General features: G+C 59.1%; 14 protein-coding genes. 4 read left to right on the forward strand and 10 right to left on the reverse strand.

Annotated features, from left to right (window positions below; genetic code table 11):
• Positions 1–137 precede the first annotated feature (137 nt).
• The 10 genes from CD04_RS0114705 to CD04_RS0114750 all read right to left on the reverse strand — a co-directional run bounded on the left by CD04_RS0114705 (position 138) and on the right by CD04_RS0114750 (position 10,286).
• The gene (locus CD04_RS0114705; protein WP_031408072.1) at positions 138–674 is read right to left on the reverse strand and encodes an arsenate reductase ArsC; all 537 of its coding nucleotides are present in this window, start codon (positions 672–674) and stop codon (positions 138–140) included.
• A gap of 38 nt (positions 675–712) precedes the next feature.
• The gene (locus CD04_RS0114710) at positions 713–1,198 is read right to left on the reverse strand and encodes an ArsI/CadI family heavy metal resistance metalloenzyme (protein ID WP_031408084.1); all 486 of its coding nucleotides are present in this window, start codon (positions 1,196–1,198) and stop codon (positions 713–715) included.
• Positions 1,199–1,203: 5 nt separating this feature from the next.
• Positions 1,204–1,557, reverse strand: a complete 354-nt coding sequence (locus CD04_RS0114715) for a helix-turn-helix transcriptional regulator (protein WP_031408089.1) — start codon at positions 1,555–1,557, stop codon at positions 1,204–1,206.
• An 88-nt stretch (positions 1,558–1,645) separates the two neighbouring features.
• On the reverse strand, positions 1,646–2,026 hold the full coding sequence (locus CD04_RS0114720) for a DUF2784 domain-containing protein (RefSeq protein ID WP_031408098.1): 381 nt from the start codon (positions 2,024–2,026) through the stop codon (positions 1,646–1,648).
• Positions 2,027–2,304: 278 nt separating this feature from the next.
• The gene (locus tag CD04_RS0114725; RefSeq protein ID WP_031408106.1) at positions 2,305–3,588 is read right to left on the reverse strand and encodes an amino acid deaminase; all 1,284 of its coding nucleotides are present in this window, start codon (positions 3,586–3,588) and stop codon (positions 2,305–2,307) included.
• 128 nt (positions 3,589–3,716) lie between these two features.
• Positions 3,717–5,072, reverse strand: coding sequence for an FAD-binding oxidoreductase (locus CD04_RS0114730; protein WP_031408108.1), 1,356 nt, complete (start codon positions 5,070–5,072; stop codon positions 3,717–3,719).
• Entirely contained in the window at positions 5,062–6,273 is a 1,212-nt protein-coding gene (locus CD04_RS0114735; RefSeq protein WP_031408110.1) for a cyclopropane-fatty-acyl-phospholipid synthase family protein, read from the reverse strand. The genes CD04_RS0114730 and CD04_RS0114735 overlap by 11 nt, the downstream gene beginning before the upstream one ends.
• Before the next feature lie 253 nt (positions 6,274–6,526).
• The gene (locus tag CD04_RS0114740; protein WP_031408112.1) at positions 6,527–7,888 is read right to left on the reverse strand and encodes a sigma-54 dependent transcriptional regulator; all 1,362 of its coding nucleotides are present in this window, start codon (positions 7,886–7,888) and stop codon (positions 6,527–6,529) included.
• A 71-nt stretch (positions 7,889–7,959) separates the two neighbouring features.
• Positions 7,960–9,399: a HAMP domain-containing sensor histidine kinase gene (locus tag CD04_RS0114745; RefSeq protein WP_051849319.1), complete on the reverse strand. Its 1,440-nt coding sequence runs from the start codon at positions 9,397–9,399 to the stop codon at positions 7,960–7,962.
• Positions 9,396–10,286 carry a PhnD/SsuA/transferrin family substrate-binding protein gene (locus tag CD04_RS0114750; RefSeq protein WP_031408115.1) on the reverse strand — a complete coding sequence of 297 codons (891 nt, stop codon included), beginning with the start codon at positions 10,284–10,286 and terminating at the stop codon, positions 9,396–9,398. Before CD04_RS0114750 ends, CD04_RS0114745 begins: the two co-directional genes overlap by 4 nt.
• A 207-nt stretch (positions 10,287–10,493) precedes the next feature.
• On the opposite strand from CD04_RS0114750, the gene CD04_RS0114755 reads away from it, so the two are divergent.
• From CD04_RS0114755 to CD04_RS0114770, 4 genes are all read left to right on the forward strand, one after another.
• The gene (locus CD04_RS0114755) at positions 10,494–11,033 is read left to right on the forward strand and encodes an arsenate reductase (azurin) small subunit (RefSeq protein ID WP_031408116.1); all 540 of its coding nucleotides are present in this window, start codon (positions 10,494–10,496) and stop codon (positions 11,031–11,033) included.
• A 29-nt stretch (positions 11,034–11,062) separates the two neighbouring features.
• Positions 11,063–13,585 carry an arsenate reductase (azurin) large subunit gene (locus CD04_RS0114760; protein WP_031408118.1) on the forward strand — a complete coding sequence of 841 codons (2,523 nt, stop codon included), beginning with the start codon at positions 11,063–11,065 and terminating at the stop codon, positions 13,583–13,585.
• A gap of 393 nt (positions 13,586–13,978) precedes the next feature.
• On the forward strand, positions 13,979–15,016 hold the full coding sequence (locus CD04_RS0114765; RefSeq protein WP_031408119.1) for an IS630 family transposase: 1,038 nt from the start codon (positions 13,979–13,981) through the stop codon (positions 15,014–15,016).
• Between the two features lie 514 nt (positions 15,017–15,530).
• Positions 15,531–16,115, forward strand: a complete 585-nt coding sequence (locus CD04_RS0114770; protein WP_197033186.1) for a nitroreductase — start codon at positions 15,531–15,533, stop codon at positions 16,113–16,115.
• Positions 16,116–16,370 lie beyond the last annotated feature (255 nt).

Below are 16,370 nucleotides of genomic sequence, written 5' to 3' on the forward strand. Positions count from 1 at the left end.
GGCGTCGGAAGAGATTTTGTCGGCAAGCTGCAGCGATGGGCGAAAGGGAAAAACCAGTCAGGAGCTGGCGACCCGTGCCATGGGGGCCGATCGGCTCCGAAGCCACATGAGCCTGAGTGGCGGCGCCACGTCGCGTGTCAGATTGAGTCTGTCGCGCTCCGTGCGTCTTCTTGCTGCTCGACCGGCATCTGGCCAATCTTCGCGATCTCGCGCTTGATGGCCGCCGCGTCCAGCTTGTCGAGCGGCAGCGCGACGAAACTCTGCACCCGGTTGCGAATTTGACGAAACACCTGAGCGAAGGCTCGCCGCTTGTCCGCATCAGTGCCCTGCGCGGCAGCAGGGTCTTCGAAGCCCCATTGCGCCGTCATCGGATGGCCAGGCCAGATTGGACACATCTCCCCAGCAGCCTTGTCGCAAACGGTGAAGACGAAGTCCATGTGCGGCGCGCCCGGCGCGGCAAACTCGTCCCAGCTCTTGCTGCGCAGCGTTTCGGTGGGATAGCCGATGGCGCGCAGTTGCTCGATTGCGTAGGGGTTCACGGTCCCACCGGGGTGACTACCCGCGCTGAACGCGCAAAACCGCCCCTTGCCCAGCGTGTTGATGAGCGCTTCGCCCAGGATCGAGCGGGCCGAATTGCCTGTGCACAGCACCAGGACGTTATAGGTCTTATCCATGGTTGCCTATCGTCTTGGCCTGGATGCGGTAAACAAACTCAACAGCAACTGCGGCCAGCCTTGCCTGAGGCAGAGACGCTGCAGCAAGCATCTGCCCTCGTCGTCTTGGCATCGGCAGCAGGCACGCAGCACGCATGCTCGTCCGCACCGTCATTGAACATCGGGATCGTGTCAAGCGTGTGATAGGTTTCCCAGGCAATGCCCACCGGGTCGTGGGCCCAGTATTTATCGGAGCGCGCATAGCAGCAGGCGGCGCCTGGCTCCGCAACGTAGTCCGCGTCCATGCTTTCCAAACGCTTCTGCATCTCATGCAATTCGTCGTCGGACTCCACCTGCACGCCTAAATGGTTGAGCCCGGGCGCGGCGCCGCGTTGCGAGATGGCGAAGTTCACCCGCGGGTCATCCATCATCCACTTGGCGTAGTCCGGCTTGTGCACCGTGGGGCCAGCGCCGAACAAGCCGGAATAAAAGCGAACGGCATCGTCCAGCGCAGGCACGCTGATATGCACGTGAAAGCGCTTCATGATCGTCAATCCTCCAATGTGGTTGACACCGCTTGCGCTGCGGCGCACGGCGCCTGGCGCACGGTGTTGCAGGGGTTGCCACCGCAACAGTTGTCGGTCAGGAATGCCAGCAGGGCGTTCATGGCGCCAAACTGCGCCACATAGATGACGAACCGCCCTGCCTGCCGCGACGACACCAGCGCGGCGTGGTTCAGTTCCTTGAGGTGAAAGGACAGCGAGGAGGGCACGATGCCCGTGGCCTCGCTGATTTGTCCTGCCGCCATTCCGGCGGGCCCGGCCTGCACCAAGGTGCGAAAGACGCGCAGACGGGATTCATGGGCCAGTGCAGCGAGAGCCGAAAGCGCTTGTTGTGTTTCCATGATTCGATAATACTCGAAAAATTGAAGGAAGCCTGGCTCAATTTCGAAAGACGCCATGGCTCGTCGTGGCTCAGGGCGCCGGCTTGGCTTACCCTTTGAGGCGCCGTGCTCGCACAAGCCTTGGCCATAAATACCCATACACGAAGGCGTTGACCAGCACAACGCCAATTCCCAGCCCGATTTGCATCCGGCGGGAGAGACCATCCGGGTAGATCATTGCGAAGAGGTAGTGCGCGAGAAAGCCGCCCTGGTAACCAGCGACACCAGTGGCCACGCGCAACCAGTCCTCAAGGAATGTCAGTGGGCAAATCCATCCATTGATTTCAACAACCGCGCCCCATGCTGCTGCGGCGAGGTGCCAGCCGAGCAACTTTCGGAATCGCATCGCCAACAAACCGCCGCCTACGACGAACAGGACGAAAGCACCGTGAAACAGCAAAAGCGCGTCGAGGGCGAAGGCAACCATCATGGCAAGTACGCATTGCGTGCCGCTAGAGCAGAACCAAGGAGATTCGACATGAGCCTAATCGCTCGCCCGAAATAATCAAATGGATTGTCGCGATAGGTCCCGACTCAGTCCGGTCCGAGCGCCACGCGGCCCATCAGCCGTAGCCGACTGAGCATGTCCAAACGACCACTGTCGCATCTGCTTTCGTGTGGTTCGAAGGCACCATCAGGCCCTGCCCCGGGCCGATCCCCGGGGCCGATTGATCTCCGCGCCAACTGCGGACGATTGCAGCCACGCGATCAAAAGAAAGTCACGATCGCATCGACCACGCGATAGTCATCGTCGACGATTGGCATCCATCGCCACTTGTCGAAGGTTGTACACGGGTGTGACAACCCAAGAACAATGCGATCCCCAACGGCTAAAGATCGCATGTCGCCGCGAAGGTAGGCGTGCTGATCATTCATTCCGCTGACTTGCCACCCTTTCGGCGCCTCGACGCGCAGGGCCTTGCCACGTGCATAGGTGGCAAGTGGTAGGGGCCACCCCATGTCGAAGGATATGTCTCGTTTGCCGACTGCGAGAATCGCCAGGTCCGGCTCGGGGATCGACTGCACCGTGGTCCATACCTCCATTGCTGCCTTCAATCCAAGGCCCTCTGAGCAACCAAGGCGGCGGTCAACGGCCGAAACAAAACGCCTGTAATGGCCTTGATCATGGGTGATATAGCAGCCGGAGCGCAAAATTCCCGTCACTGGACGCGACAGACGTTGCCGTAGCGCGGGAACCACCAGATCGAAGATCCCCGAGCCACCAGCGGACAGGATGACTGTGGTGCTGTCAAAGAGGTTCTCTCGATCGGCGAGCACCGCCACGTCGGACACCACTCGCATGAGATCCTGGGCAAACGCACGATCGTGGCCGTCCTCCCCCGTAGCGCCCAGCCCCTCGTAACACTCGATGCCGACGAGTCGTACGCACGAACTGCTTCTGGCCTGGCGGGCCAACGCCATCGCCGCCTCTTCGGTCCTGCAGCCGGTGCGTCCGCCGGCATACCCAATTTCCAAAAGCACATCGAACGGATGGTCCTCATCCACTGCCTCGATCAGATCGATCTGTTCCGTCGAGTCGATCAGGAACAGGATCTGAAGATTCGGGTTTTCGCGCTTGAGGTGGACTATTGCCCGCAAGTCAATGGATGTGATGACCTCATTGGCGATTAACACATGCAGAGCTCCCGCAGCAATGGCGACCTGAAGCTGCTGGACCGTGGCCACGGTGATCCCCCATGCGCCGCCCGCCAGTTGGCGTTGAAAGAGCTGCGGCGACATCGTTGTCTTGCCATGAGGCGCCAAGGCAATCGCGTTCTCAGCGCAGTACCGCTGCATCCAGCGGATGTTGTGGTCGAGTTCGCGCTGCTTGATCACGGCCAACGGAAGTGGCAGATTGCCAGCGAGCACGTCCCAACCTTGCATGCCGATTTCCGAGCGCCTGAGCACTGGCGAAGCGTGCGGATATCCCTTCATACCTGGGTGCAGGATGGGATCAAGCCAAGATTGAGGCAGATCGACGCGAGCGGGCATTGGGGTTTCCTTGGTGCACGGGGTGACGGCCGTCCTGCCCCGGCCGCTGTCCCGGCCTGATGCAAAACGTGCGATTGCTTTGGCGCCTGCCCTCAAACGTTTCGAGCGGCGGCCCGGCGATCCACAAGTCACGCCTTCAGCACGCACTTTTCGTACAGACCCAACATGCGCTCTGACGGGTCGTACTTCGCCTTCAGCGCTTCATATTGTTGCATCGCATAAGCACTCGCAAATTCTTCCCGAGTGAAGTAACTTTCGGAGTAGAGAGACTTGATGCCGCCAAGCCGTACCACCTCACGCTCCACCAAGCGGTTGAAATAACCGGGCTCATGGGCCTGCCTACTTTGCACCACATCCCAGAAGCCGAAGTTCACATGCCGGGTGTCGGCTGTCAACGGGAATAGGGTGAACGGCGACTGCGGCAGGGGGGCGCGCACAGGGCATATCCAGATCGGCAGAATGCCGATCTCACGGAACAAAAAGGCCAGGAATTCCGGCGCATGCGCCACCGGAATATCGACGTCCTGGATGACGGACTCGGTATGCAGGCCACGCAGACGAGCCAACCGGCGCGTCAGGCCCCAGCGGGCATTCCAGCGCATGATCCGCGTGTAGGTTCGCGAATTGAGCCGTGACGGTCCGAGCAGAAAACGTACAAGCCGATTCTGCGCATGCACGCTCTTCGAACACCAGAACCAGTCAGTATCCCAACGCCAGATGTAGTCCTGCACACGCATGTAGTCCACCGACCTTTCCAGCAGGGATCGGTAGTAGACATGCTGGTAGGTGTAGTCGCTGAGCCAGGGGGCAGAATCGACGAAACAGCCGGCGTTGAGAATCTGCTGCTTTGGCCCGAAGACCACCCCGTCGACAAAGTCGGCGTCGCCCTGGCAGCGCGCGTCCAGGGCGCGAAAAAAAGAGACCGAATCCTCGTGCGGCACATGCTCCACTTTGACAAATGGCTTGACCGGCAGCGTGCGCACGCGCAGCCGCAGCGCATAGCCCAGCGTTCCATAGGAGTTGGGAAAGCCGTAGAAAAGATCACGATACTCGTTGTCCGGCCGGCAGGTCACGATGTCGCCCCCGGGTAGCAGTACGTCCAACTCCAGCAGCGTGTCATGCACAAGACCCCACCGATGTGATGTGGCTTCGATCCCGACACCCGCCGCTGCGCCTCCGACGGTAATGGTCTTGAGTTGTGGCACGACGGCCGGCATGACCCCAAGCTTCAATGTCTGAGCCACCAGCGCCTCGTACGTTGTCAAGCCCTCAACGTCAACCCAGTTCTGCTCAGTGTCGATCTTTAAAACATGACAAAAGTCGCTCAGGTCGAGCTTATGCTTGGCTCCCTCGTTTCGATCGCGAAACAAGTTGGAACTCGTCTTGCCCAGACCGAGCGGTGCTGCGCCGACTGCGCTGAGCGCACGCAACCGTGTGGCCAGTGCAACTTGGCGCGCAGCGTACCCAGATGCATCAGCGACCATAGAGATGCGCCCGGCTCATCGGGTAGTTGACCCGGGTGATGTTCCCCTTGCTGAAGACGATCTGAAACAAGTGTGTGTAGCCTGCGGATGAACGGAACATTTCGGCGCAGCCCCGCAGATAAACGCGCCACACCCTATAGAACCGCTCGTCAAAGCGCTGCGGGTCAAGCGCCTGGATCACGGCCCACTGTTTTTCAAATCTCTCGGCCCACACGTCCAGCGTCAAGGCGTAGTGGCGCCGCAAATTCTCGACATCTACCACCTCCAGCCCGCAACGCTCCATCGCCACGATCACTTCCGAGAGTGCCGGGATCCAGCCACCGGGGAAGACGTGTTTGCGAATGAACAGATCCGTCTCGCGTTGGCCGATATGGCCGATGAAATGCAGCATGCCAAGCCCGCCGGGCTTCAGAAAGTCCGCATGGGCGCGAACGACTTCGCTCAGTTGGTCACGCCCCGCATGCTCGAGCACGCCAATCGACACCACCTTGTCGTACTGCGCATCAACATCGCGAAAATCGGCCTCACGCACCTTGATCCTGTCCGTGAGGCCCCGGCGCGTGATTTCATCGCGCAGCCAATCAACCTGCTCGGTGGTGGTGTTAAGACCGGTGCCCAAAACACCAAGCGTCTCCCACGCCCGGAACAGAAAACCCCCGAAGCCACAACCAATGTCGATACAGCGTTCTCCGCGCGCCAACTGGATCTTGTGGCAGACATGGTCGATCTTGGCGTGCTGTGCCTGCTCCAGGGTCTGGGTCCCTTCAGGCCAATAGCCACACGTGTACATCATCAGGGGATCGTCAAGCCAGAGGCGATAGAACCCGGCCCCCAGGCCATAGTGTGCACGGGCATTGGCTTTGGCCTGGCTTGGGCTACGATTGGAATTGCGCAATTCATGAATGCTGTTTTCGGCCGTGATCAGCGTCTTTGGCATATCCAGACCGCTGAGCATGCCGGCTGCCAGCGCCGCACCGAGATCGCCCTCGACATCCAGGCTCTGGTCGAAATAGGATTCCAGCAAACCCAGATGCCCGCGCGAAAATGCCTGCAGCAGCGCAGCGTCCGTGCGAAACAACACCCTGAACACCGGCTCGCCCGGGCCAGTCCGGTAGGGTTTGCCATCCGGAAGTTGGATGGCAAACGACATGCCACAACGCGCTTGCAGCGAGTCGATCAGCTTTTGTACCGGGAAAAGCATGCCCCCTCCTTGTGTCGGACCACTCAGGCGGTAGTGCGGACTGCTCCATATCCTGGCGTCGCATCGCGTCAGCTTGGCAAATTGGGGCGGTACTCCCGCACTCGTAGGCTCTTCCTGACAAATAGGCGGACCAATTGCAGAGCCCCTACGCCTCATCCCCCAAGGTGCTGGCCGCTTCAGCTTAAGCTACACCAACGGGCAACTCCCTTCCGTGTGGAATTTAAAGAGCAACGCAATGACAAGGGCGCGCCACTCACGAAAAGCTGCCCGAGTCTTGCGATCCGATCTTGTAGCGTTTGAGTTTTTCCCAAAGGGTTTTGCGGCTGATCCCCAATCTGTCAGCCGTCTTCATCATCTGGCCGCTGTTCTGAGAGACGCATTGCTTGAGGTAATCGCGTTCGATTCGCGCGAGATATTGCTCCAAGGGTTCAGGGTCCGAATTCGCCCCCAAGCCTTGCCCTGGCGTACCTCTCGAGCAGGGCAGCCCGGCTCGCTCCCAGCGCACCCAGCAATCGGGCGAGAAATGGTAGGCCCGATCCAGAGTGGCGAAGAGCTCTCGCACGTTACCCTCCCACGCCTGTAGCTTGGCCCAGCCAATGAATTGGCTGTCAAGACGCTTGGACTGACCCATCTTCGCGTTGAGCGCGTCGACGTGCCGCTGTGCCAGCCATGCAATATCCTGCTCCCGCTCGCGCAGGGGGGGCAGGTGAATGGGAACACCGCTGATTCGAAAAAAGAGATCATGCCTGAACTTCCCGGATTCGACGAGTTTGTCCAGAGGCTTGTGCGTGGCGCAAATCAATCGCACGGCAACCTGAATCGTCTTCTCGCTGCCCACTCTCCTGATCTGCCCGTCTTGCAACACACGCAGCAACTTTGCTTGAACATTGACGGGCATATCGCCGATTTCGTCGAGGAATAGGATGCCCCCGTTCGCTTGCTCGAACACGCCCACGTGACGTTTGCACGCGCCGGTGAATGCGCCCGGCTCATGACCAAAAAGCTCTGACTCAAGAAGACCCTCACTGATGGCCGCGCAGTTGATGGCCACGAATGGCGGGCTCGCCTTGGCCGCGCGGCCATTGCATATGCGGGTATGGATGTACTGCGCAACGATTTCTTTGCCCGTACCGGATTCTCCCTGAATCAAGATCGGCAAATCGAGTGTGGAGATGCGATCGATGAGTTGCTCCAATGCGCGCGAAACGGGGGATACCCCGAACCAGGCATCCGACGAAGCATCATCAAACGGCAACCACTCGTGAATCCGTTGCATCAACAGATCGACGTCAAATGGCTTCTGAATGTAGTCCCAGGCGCCGTCGCGAACCAGACGCACCGCCTGGGCAACTGAACCGTAACCGGTCATGAACACGACGGGAGGACAGCAACCGCCATAGCGCTGCGTCATGGCGGCGAGCAATGACTCACCGTCGCCATCAGGTAGGCAAATGTCGCTCAGGACCAAGGGATAAAGCTTGCCATCAAGTGCACGGCGTGCTTGATCGAGGTCACGGACCCACTCAACGGGGTAGTGTTCCAGTTTGAGTCGTTCCAGCAGGGATTCCCCCATAATGGGATCGTCCTCCACAAGCAATATGCGCTGGTCGTACACGGCAATCTCCTCGGGACTCGTAGTCGCGCCGCTCTGATGGCAGCATGCGTCAAATGTAATGCCGCTTGGCATCAGGCACGTAGGGGGATTTCGATAAGGGCTGTCGTCCAGCCATCCGCGTGCGTCAGCACCAGCCTGCCACCAATGTCGGAAAGAAGCCTGCGACTTTCCCACAATCCGAACCCAACTCCTCCTAGGGGCATGCTTGGCGTGCCAATGCTCGACATCATGGCGGCTGGCGGTGCTTCACCAGCGTTGCACACGGCGATGCGCAAGAGTCCCGCCGCGGCTGTATCGGCTTGGAGGATTAATGTGCCTCCGGGGTGTGCTGCGCGGCAAGCGTTGAGCAGGATGTTCAAGGTTGCTTGGCGCACCGGGCCAGCGGCTACGGGAATACTGTTGGGGATGTCGATCCGGGTTTGCAGCCCAACCCTACGCTCACGCTGGCAAGGAGTCATGAGTTCGGCCAGATCACGAAAATCCTGCTGACTCAGGTCGCGCTCCGCGGGACGCGTTTGTGCCAGAAGTGCCTGTGCGATCGTACGCAGTTGTTCCAACCCCCGGTCGAGAAGGTCGAGGGTCCGGCCGGTGGTTTCATCAAAGGTTCCAAATCGCGTGGCCGTCCTCAACGCATTGATCATGCCGCCCAACGGATTGTTGATCTCATGGGCAGTGGCGGCAGCCAAGGTGCCGACGGCGGCAAGCTTTTCGGCTTGCCGCGCCACATCAACTTGTTCCAGCAACCGCGTAAATGCGCCAGCCAAAGCGCCAACTTCATCGGATCTGACGGACAGCTCGGTGCCCACACGCCGTGCCCGTGAACCGTCCAGGTCCATGGACCGCCGCAGCTCCCCCAGTGGACGGAGCATGCGCCTGCTCAGCATCCAGACGACGGGCACAAATACAGCGACGGCCAGTGCGGTGATGGCCGCAATCCACCACAGCATGGATAACAAACGAGATTGATACAAGGCATCACTGACAGCGTAAACCAGCGTACCAACGCCAGGGCCTGTGCCACTGCGTAGCGCGCTGACGTACAGGCGCCAGCGACCACTTTGAATGGGCGGAGACAGCCCTGGATGAACGCTGCCGACCGGGCTCTCAGGCGCCGAAAGCCTAAGGGTCCCCGCAGTCCATAGGGGAGTCCAGTTTGGCAGGCGCGCCGTTGGGAATGCTCGCGGGTCCGAACTGGCGAAAACCTGCCCATTGGCTCCTAGCACTACCGCCAGAGCCGCCCCGTGTTGTTGCCCAACGTCTGCCTTGGTCACGGAGGTAAGGGCCTCATACACGGCCCAGACGTTGTCCTGCTGAATCAGTGTCGGCAGGCTCTTGTTCCAAGACGACATGGCCTGGAAAGCGCCTGAGTCAACATCTTCAATAAGGTAGCGCTGAGTCAATAACCCCAAGCCTGCAGCCATCAACAGCGCCGTCAACACCACCAGCGTTGCCGCGACGAGGGGCAGCCGGAGCAAAAGGGAATTGCGCAGACTCGGGCGTGCCGTACTCATGCCGTTTCGTAAATTGCCCCAACGGGAATCGGGGCATGCGTCCCATCCAGAATCTCGCTCAACTCTTGAATCCCGGAAAACCAGCCTTCCTGCGGCAAAAGGAAAGTTTGCAAGTCCAGAACTTCGAGCAACCGCCGTCCTTCCACGAAACTTTGCGCATCGAGCAAAGCGTGTTGCAGGTGCGCGTGAAGGGTCGGCTCAAGGTTTTTGCGTGTGACGATCGGTGGAAAACCGTAGCGCTTCGACTTCGCCACGATCCGGGTCTTGAGTGCCGACGGCGATCGCTTCTGATGAAGGATTTCCCAGATATAGCCATCAACCGTTCCCGAATCGGCCAGTCCACTGCCTACAGCCTCGACCACTTTATGGAGTGAGTACGTATAAAAGGTGCCCCTGAAAAAGCTCTGTGGGGTTTGCCCCATTCCCCGCAGGGCGACCACAGGTACGAGATAACCCGAATTGGACAATGGGTCATCGAATGCAAAGACATCACCCTTCAGATCAGCAAGCGAATGGGCCTGGGTTCTCCCTGCCGAGGTGATCAGATAGCTCTGGTACCAGGGCTGGCCATGCCAGCCCGGCTGGGCGCATAGCCTGACGAACCCCTTGGCAACGACGTAGGGAAATCCACAGATCCACGCGGCCTCCATTTCATCCGAGCGCAAAGCTTCGAGGGATTCCTGATAGCTCGACTTCTGGATGATCTGCACCGGCATGCCCAACCGGGACTGTAAAAAATCCTGCCATAGATGAATTGCCCCATCGTGCAGAAAAACATCCGTCACCCCAAACCGGAACGCCTTGACGCCTATCGCGCGATTGACTTGCGCCAATGCCCGAGACGCGCCAGCAAGCCCCAACATCGCAATCAGTGCTCTCCGATCCATGACTGAACTCCGACGTTACGAACGAGAAACACTTCGACCGACGCGCGTTACGCATTCGTAACGCGCAATTCGCCTTGGACGCGCCGCTTCGCGCGAAATGGCGCCTAGGTTGTTGATTTATCGACTTTGACGCTCCACGACCCGCCTCGGCATGGGGCTTGCGTAGGTTAGGGGCGATTGTGCAATTCCCAACCCAGAGGAGACATCATGACCGAAAGACTTTCGCGCCGCATATTCTTGAAAGTTGCCGGAACGAGCGTAGCAGGCGTGGGTGCGGCCGTCACTCCGGTCGGCTCCGCAATGGCCGCCGGCAATAGCCAAGCTGCCGCGCAGGCCGCGGCTGGCGCCGCGGTGTTGCCCTACCCCAAAACTTCCGTGGGCAAAGCCGGGGCCATGCAGGCCAACACCCCCGTCTCATTCAACTACCCCGATGCCGATTCCCCATGCGTGGCCATCAAAATGGGGGAGCGCGTAGCGGGGGGCGTCGGTCCGGATGGCGACATCGTGGCCTACAGCAACCTGTGCACCCACATGGGCTGCCCGTTGATGTACGACCCGGCCACGAAAAGCTTCAAGTGCCCGTGCCACTACAGCATGTTCGACCCCGAGAAGTCCGGCCAGATGATCTGCGGCCAAGCCACGCAGGATCTGCCCCAAATCCAACTCAGCTATGACCCGACGTCCGACTCAGTGCACGCCGTGGCCGTCAATGGCCTGATCTACGGCCGCCAAGCCAACGTCCTGTAAGCCGCCCCCCCTCAGAGGAGACAAACACCATGTCGCAATTCAAGGATCGTGTCGCGCTGCCGCCTGTCGACGCGCAGAAAACAAATCTCACGTGCCAGTTCTGCATCGTCGGCTGCGGTTATCACGCGTACAAGTGGGATGCTGAACGCGAGGGCGGTCGCGCTCCCAATCAGAACGCGCTCGGGCAGGACTTTCGCAAGCAGCTCCCACCTTTCGCCGCAACCATGACCCCGGCGATGACGAACGTGCTCACGGACAAAAACGGCAAGCGCTACAACGTCATGATCGTGCCCGACAAGGCCTGTGTGGTGAACCAAGGGCTTAGCTCCACACGCGGAGGCAAGATGGCTTCCTACTTCTACAACGCCGATGGCATCACGCGCGAGCGCCTTCTTCACCCTCGCATGTACCAGGGCGGGCAATGGCTGGATACGTCCTGGGACTATGCCCTGCAGGTGTATGGCGGCATGGTCAAGAAAATCCTCGACAAGGATGGACCCGACGCCATCGCCGTGGCGATGTTCGATCATGGTGGCTCCGGTGGCGGGTTCGAGAACACGTGGGGCACTGGCAAACTCATCTTCTCAGCGATCCAGACACCGACGGTACGCATCCACAACCGTCCAGCCTATAACTCCGAATGCCACGGCAATCGCGACATGGGCATTTTCGAGTTGAACAACAGCTACGAAGACGCCGAACTCGCCGATGTGATCTGGTCGAACGGCAACAACCCATACGAGAACCAGTCGAATTACTTTCTCGTGCACTGGCTTCCCAACCTGCAAGGGGCGACTGTGGACAAGAAAAAGAAAATGTTTCCCGACGAGCCTGTGGCTGCTGGGAAGTTCATTTTTGTCGATCCACGGCGTACACCATCGATTTCGATTTCCGAGTCGGTCGCCAAAGACCAGGTGCTGCATTTGGCCATCAATCCGGGCACGGATGGCGCCTTGTGGAACGGCCTTCTGACCTACATCGTGGACCAGGGCTGGATCGACAAGGATTTCATTGCCAACCACACGGAAGGCTTCGAAGCGGCAGTGAACGCGAACAAGATGTCCCTTGATGAATGCAGCCGAATTACAGGACTACCCGTGGCGCAAATCAAGCAGGCGGCCGAATGGAGCTACAAGCCCAAGGCTCCGGGTAAGTTGCCCCGCGCCATGCACGCGTTCGAGAAGGGCATCATCTGGGGCAACAACAACTACGTGACTGAGCAGGCGATGGGTGCCGTGGTGGTGGCCACCCATAACGTGGGCCGCCGTGGCGCGGGATGGGTGCGCATGGGCGGCCATCAGGAAGGCTATTGCCGACCAGGTTATCCAGAGCCCGCCCATCGCTACCCCGCAGCGAATTTCCCCATTCCCATGCACGACAAATTGATCGAGGTCGACGATTACCTGATCAATGGCAAGGGCAAAATGATGACCTATTGGGCCTGCAATAGTTTCCAGACGACCAACAACGCGCAGGCCCTGCGCGATGCCGTCATTCGCCGCAGCCAGATCGTCCGCCAAGCTATGGCCAAGGCTCATGGGGCAACGCCCAAAGAGATGGTGGATGTGATTTACGCTGCCACGCAAAAGGGCGGTTTGTTTGTCGGCATGATGAACATCTACCCGACCATGCTTGCCGAGGCAGCGCATGTCATGTTCCCCGCGGCCGTCTCAGGCGAGATGAACTTGACCTCAATGAACGGCGAGCGGCGCATGCGCCTGTCTGAGAAATTTATCGATCCCCCAGGCGAAGCCCTGCCCGATTGCTTGATCGCGGCAAGGATCGCGAACACCGTGCGTGTGATGTACGAGGGAGAGGGCAACGCAAAAATGGCCAAGCGGTTCGAGGGCTTCCAATGGAGCACCGAAGAGGACGCTTTCAACGATGGTTTCCGTCGAGCCGGTCAACCCGGAGTGGGCGAAATCGACAGCCAAGGCGGCAAAACCGGCTATATGGCGACTTACCCGCTGCTGAGCAAGGCGGCCAATAATGGCGTTCAACTGCCGGTGAAGAAGGTTGACGGCGACAAGCTCATCGGTACCGAGATGTTGTACGTGGACGGCAAGTTCGACACGCCCAATGGCAAGGCCAAGGTATTTCCGGCCAAATGGGCAGGCATGCTCAAGCCGGCCGCCGATCTCAAGGCCAAGTACACGTATTGGATCAACAACGGACGCCTCAACGAGGTCTGGCAGTCTTGGTTCAACAACGAGTTCGATTCCTTCATCACTGATCGCTATCCAGTGGCCATCATCCAGATGAACCCCGGTGACATGAAGGCATTGGGCATCCAGGCCACGGATATCGTCGAGGTTTACAACGACTATGGCACGACCACCGCCATGGCATACCCCGAACCCTCGCTCAAGCAGCATGAAACTTTTATGGTATTCGGCGCACCCAAGGGTGTTCAGGGTTCAGTGACCAGCACGGCGACCGATGCGCATTTCCTGCCTTATTACAAGGGGGCGTGGGGCAACATACGTCGCATCGGGTCCATGCCTGACTGGAAGCGCAAGGTTTCCACCAAGAGCCGGATGTACGGCACTTGACGAATTGAGCGTTTTCCCGGGGCCAGCGGCGGCTCCGGGAACGGCCGCGCGGTTGCTGGCGCGGCGACTCCTTGGGCTCCCCGTCGGAGCTCATCTTTTGAGATCCAAGACTGCACAGCACACATCCGAGACCAACGATGAAGAAGCCCCCTGCGCTCGCCCTACTTTGCTTTGAGCTTTCGCATTTCAGGCTTGGCCCGCCTCTGACGTGATGGCTCTTGCCAAACACAAGAACTGCTGGCCTGCCATGCCGTAGGCGCGAAGACCGTCAGCCGCGCATACAGAATTGCTGCGCAGAAATATGCGGGTGAACCGGGTGCCGAACAGATGCTCGTTATAGACACGGCACGATTTATCCGTGAACTTTAATGTGCCTGTGGTGTCTTACTACAGATGGAAAAAGAAGACGCCCGCAAGCAGTCGCGAGAAGTACTGCACGAGAGACGAAAACAAGTCATCCGCATGCACCGCAAAGGGATGCCAGTGATGCAGATTGTTGAGCACAGCGGTCTCAGTTGGTATGCCGTGAACGCTGCGCTGACCGCGTATTCGACTGCGGGGGCAGCGGCACTCAAGCCTGCTGCACGTGGCAAGAAACCAGGCAGTGGACGCATGCTGAGCGAATCGCAAGAGAACGCGGTTCGGCAACTCATCTGCGACAAGCGCCCTGAACAACTGAAGATGGAATTTGCGCTATGGAACCGGGCTGCGGTCATGCAGTTGGTTGAACGCGAATGCGGCATCAAGTTGTCGGTGCGCGGCGTTGGCAACTACCTCAAGCGCTGGGGATTCACGCCGCAAAAGCCGATCAAGAAGGCGTATGAGCAGCGTCCAGAAGCCGTACAAGCCTGGCTGGACGATGAATACCCGGCCATCGAACAACGCGCCAAGTCCGAGGGTGCCGAGATTCACTGGGGCGACGAAACCGCGGTCGTGAATACCGACGTGCGTGGCCGCTGCTACGCACCGGCGGGCAAAACACCGGTGACCTTTGCGGTCGGTGGCACACGCCAGAAACTGTCGATGATCGCCACCGTCACCAACCAGGGCACGACACGCTGGATGATCATTGACGAGGCGTTCAACGCAGACAAGCTGATTGAGTTTCTGGGTGCACTGATCCAGGACGCCGGCAAGAAAGTGTTCCTGATTCTCGACAACCTGCGCGTCCATCACAGCAAGCCGGTCAAGGCCTGGGTTGAGAGGCGTCAAGACAAGATCGAGTTGTTCTATCTGCCCAGCTATAGCCCTGAGCTCAACCCGGAAGAACGGCTCAATGCCGATTTGAAACAGGCTCCTTATACGAAGGTGCCGGTACGCACCAAGGCCAAATTGAAAACCGCCGCAACAGAGCACATGCAGACGTTGGAGAAATCACCCGCGCGGGTGAGAAAGTTCTTCCAGGATGCACGCGTTAAATATGCAGCATGATTCACGGATAAATCAGGCCGGATCAATAGTGTTCTGCCGTTCGAGGAACAGGTGTGAGCAACTCCACTGCCCTCTCCCCGAGGAAAAGACATGCCCACGTTAGACACTCTGTCCAATGTTTCAGATCCAAAACACGAGGATTAGTCTATGGGCTGACACCAGAAGAGTTCCAGCGAGAAGCCAATACGAATCCGGTCTTGCGCGCCCTGATTGGTTATCGCAAATCGGGCCACAGGACCGTGCGCGTGAATGCAGCGGGGCAGGCCCGTTGCCGTTCCTTTCCTGCCTAAATACCAGGATTTAAATACCAGGATTTCGCCGCGCAACTGATGAACGAGGCCAACGCACGGTGCTGCCACCGGGTCACCCCATCTCACACCGGGACCGACTGAGTCCATTGAGATGATGATCTTTTATGCCCAAAACACCGATGAACTATGTAGCCATTGCTGGCCTTCGAGGAATTTGGCCTTGCGGTGACCCGATTCTCAGCAATCCCAGGATGAATAACGCAATGGACCCACTCGACACGACTGCTTGGACGCTTGAACTGCTTCGCAAGCGGCAGCAGGTCTCTCCGAAGCGCTTAACAGCTCCGGGGCCCTCGCCGTCGCAGATCCGCCAATTGTTCGACGCCGCGGCGCAGGCACCTGATCATGGCCTGATTCTGCCGTGGCGTTTCGTCCAATTCTCTGACGCCGCACGTGCAGATCTGGGAGAAGCGTTTGCCGCAGCATTGGTGGAGCGTGATCCGGTGGCGTCCGCCCAACAATTGCAGGATGCGCGCGACAAGGCACAGCGCGCGCCGTTCGTGGCCGTGGCCATCGTGCGAACGCATGACGATCATCTGGAGATTCCACCTGGCGAACGGATCGTTTCGCTCGGATGCGCACTGCAAAACATCCTTCTTGCCGCGTGCGCGCAAGGGTTTGGGGCAGGGCTCGTCAGCGGACAGGCGATGGATTCCCACGCGTTGCGCCGCTTGCTCACTCTTGCGCACGGTGAGCAAGCAATCTGCTTCATCACAATTGGCACGATCAAGACATCCAAGGCGGCACGGGTTCGGCCGGATCCTGACGCGTTTGTCACCGTGCTATAAATCACTTGCAATATCGTCGGCAATACACGTGCCAAGCAAATCGACGACGAACTATCAAGGGATACGTTGACTTGGTGCGTCAGGCGCGCTGCCTTCATCTTTCTCGCAGAAGGTCCCACGCGTGGATTGCGGCCGGAATGAAGAACGACCTTGGAGGGGGGTGACACACGCACCTACCATACTCCCGGAAGGCAATAGGTCGCTCGATCAGAATCGGAGGCTCAAGCATGGCATTGAGTAGCGTGACGTCGGACA

This window comes from Thiomonas sp. FB-Cd (assembly GCF_000733775.1).
In the GTDB taxonomy this organism is placed as follows: Bacteria; Pseudomonadota; Gammaproteobacteria; order Burkholderiales; family Burkholderiaceae_C; genus Thiomonas_A.

Coding starts and splice junctions, on each gene's coding strand:
- CD04_RS0114770 (WP_197033186.1), top strand. CDS start 15,531: ATGGACCCACTCGACACGACTGCTTGGACGCTTGAACTGCTTCGCAAG.
- CD04_RS0114745 (WP_051849319.1), bottom strand. CDS start 9,399: ATGAGTACGGCACGCCCGAGTCTGCGCAATTCCCTTTTGCTCCGGCTG.
- CD04_RS0114755 (WP_031408116.1), top strand. CDS start 10,494: ATGACCGAAAGACTTTCGCGCCGCATATTCTTGAAAGTTGCCGGAACG.
- CD04_RS0114725 (WP_031408106.1), bottom strand. CDS start 3,588: ATGCCCGCTCGCGTCGATCTGCCTCAATCTTGGCTTGATCCCATCCTG.
- CD04_RS0114730 (WP_031408108.1), bottom strand. CDS start 5,072: ATGGTCGCTGATGCATCTGGGTACGCTGCGCGCCAAGTTGCACTGGCC.
- CD04_RS0114715 (WP_031408089.1), bottom strand. CDS start 1,557: ATGGAAACACAACAAGCGCTTTCGGCTCTCGCTGCACTGGCCCATGAA.
- CD04_RS0114750 (WP_031408115.1), bottom strand. CDS start 10,286: ATGGATCGGAGAGCACTGATTGCGATGTTGGGGCTTGCTGGCGCGTCT.
- CD04_RS0114705 (WP_031408072.1), bottom strand. CDS start 674: ATGGATAAGACCTATAACGTCCTGGTGCTGTGCACAGGCAATTCGGCC.
- CD04_RS0114760 (WP_031408118.1), top strand. CDS start 11,063: ATGTCGCAATTCAAGGATCGTGTCGCGCTGCCGCCTGTCGACGCGCAG.
- CD04_RS0114765 (WP_031408119.1), top strand. CDS start 13,979: ATGGAAAAAGAAGACGCCCGCAAGCAGTCGCGAGAAGTACTGCACGAG.
- CD04_RS0114720 (WP_031408098.1), bottom strand. CDS start 2,026: ATGATGGTTGCCTTCGCCCTCGACGCGCTTTTGCTGTTTCACGGTGCT.
- CD04_RS0114710 (WP_031408084.1), bottom strand. CDS start 1,198: ATGAAGCGCTTTCACGTGCATATCAGCGTGCCTGCGCTGGACGATGCC.
- CD04_RS0114735 (WP_031408110.1), bottom strand. CDS start 6,273: ATGCTTTTCCCGGTACAAAAGCTGATCGACTCGCTGCAAGCGCGTTGT.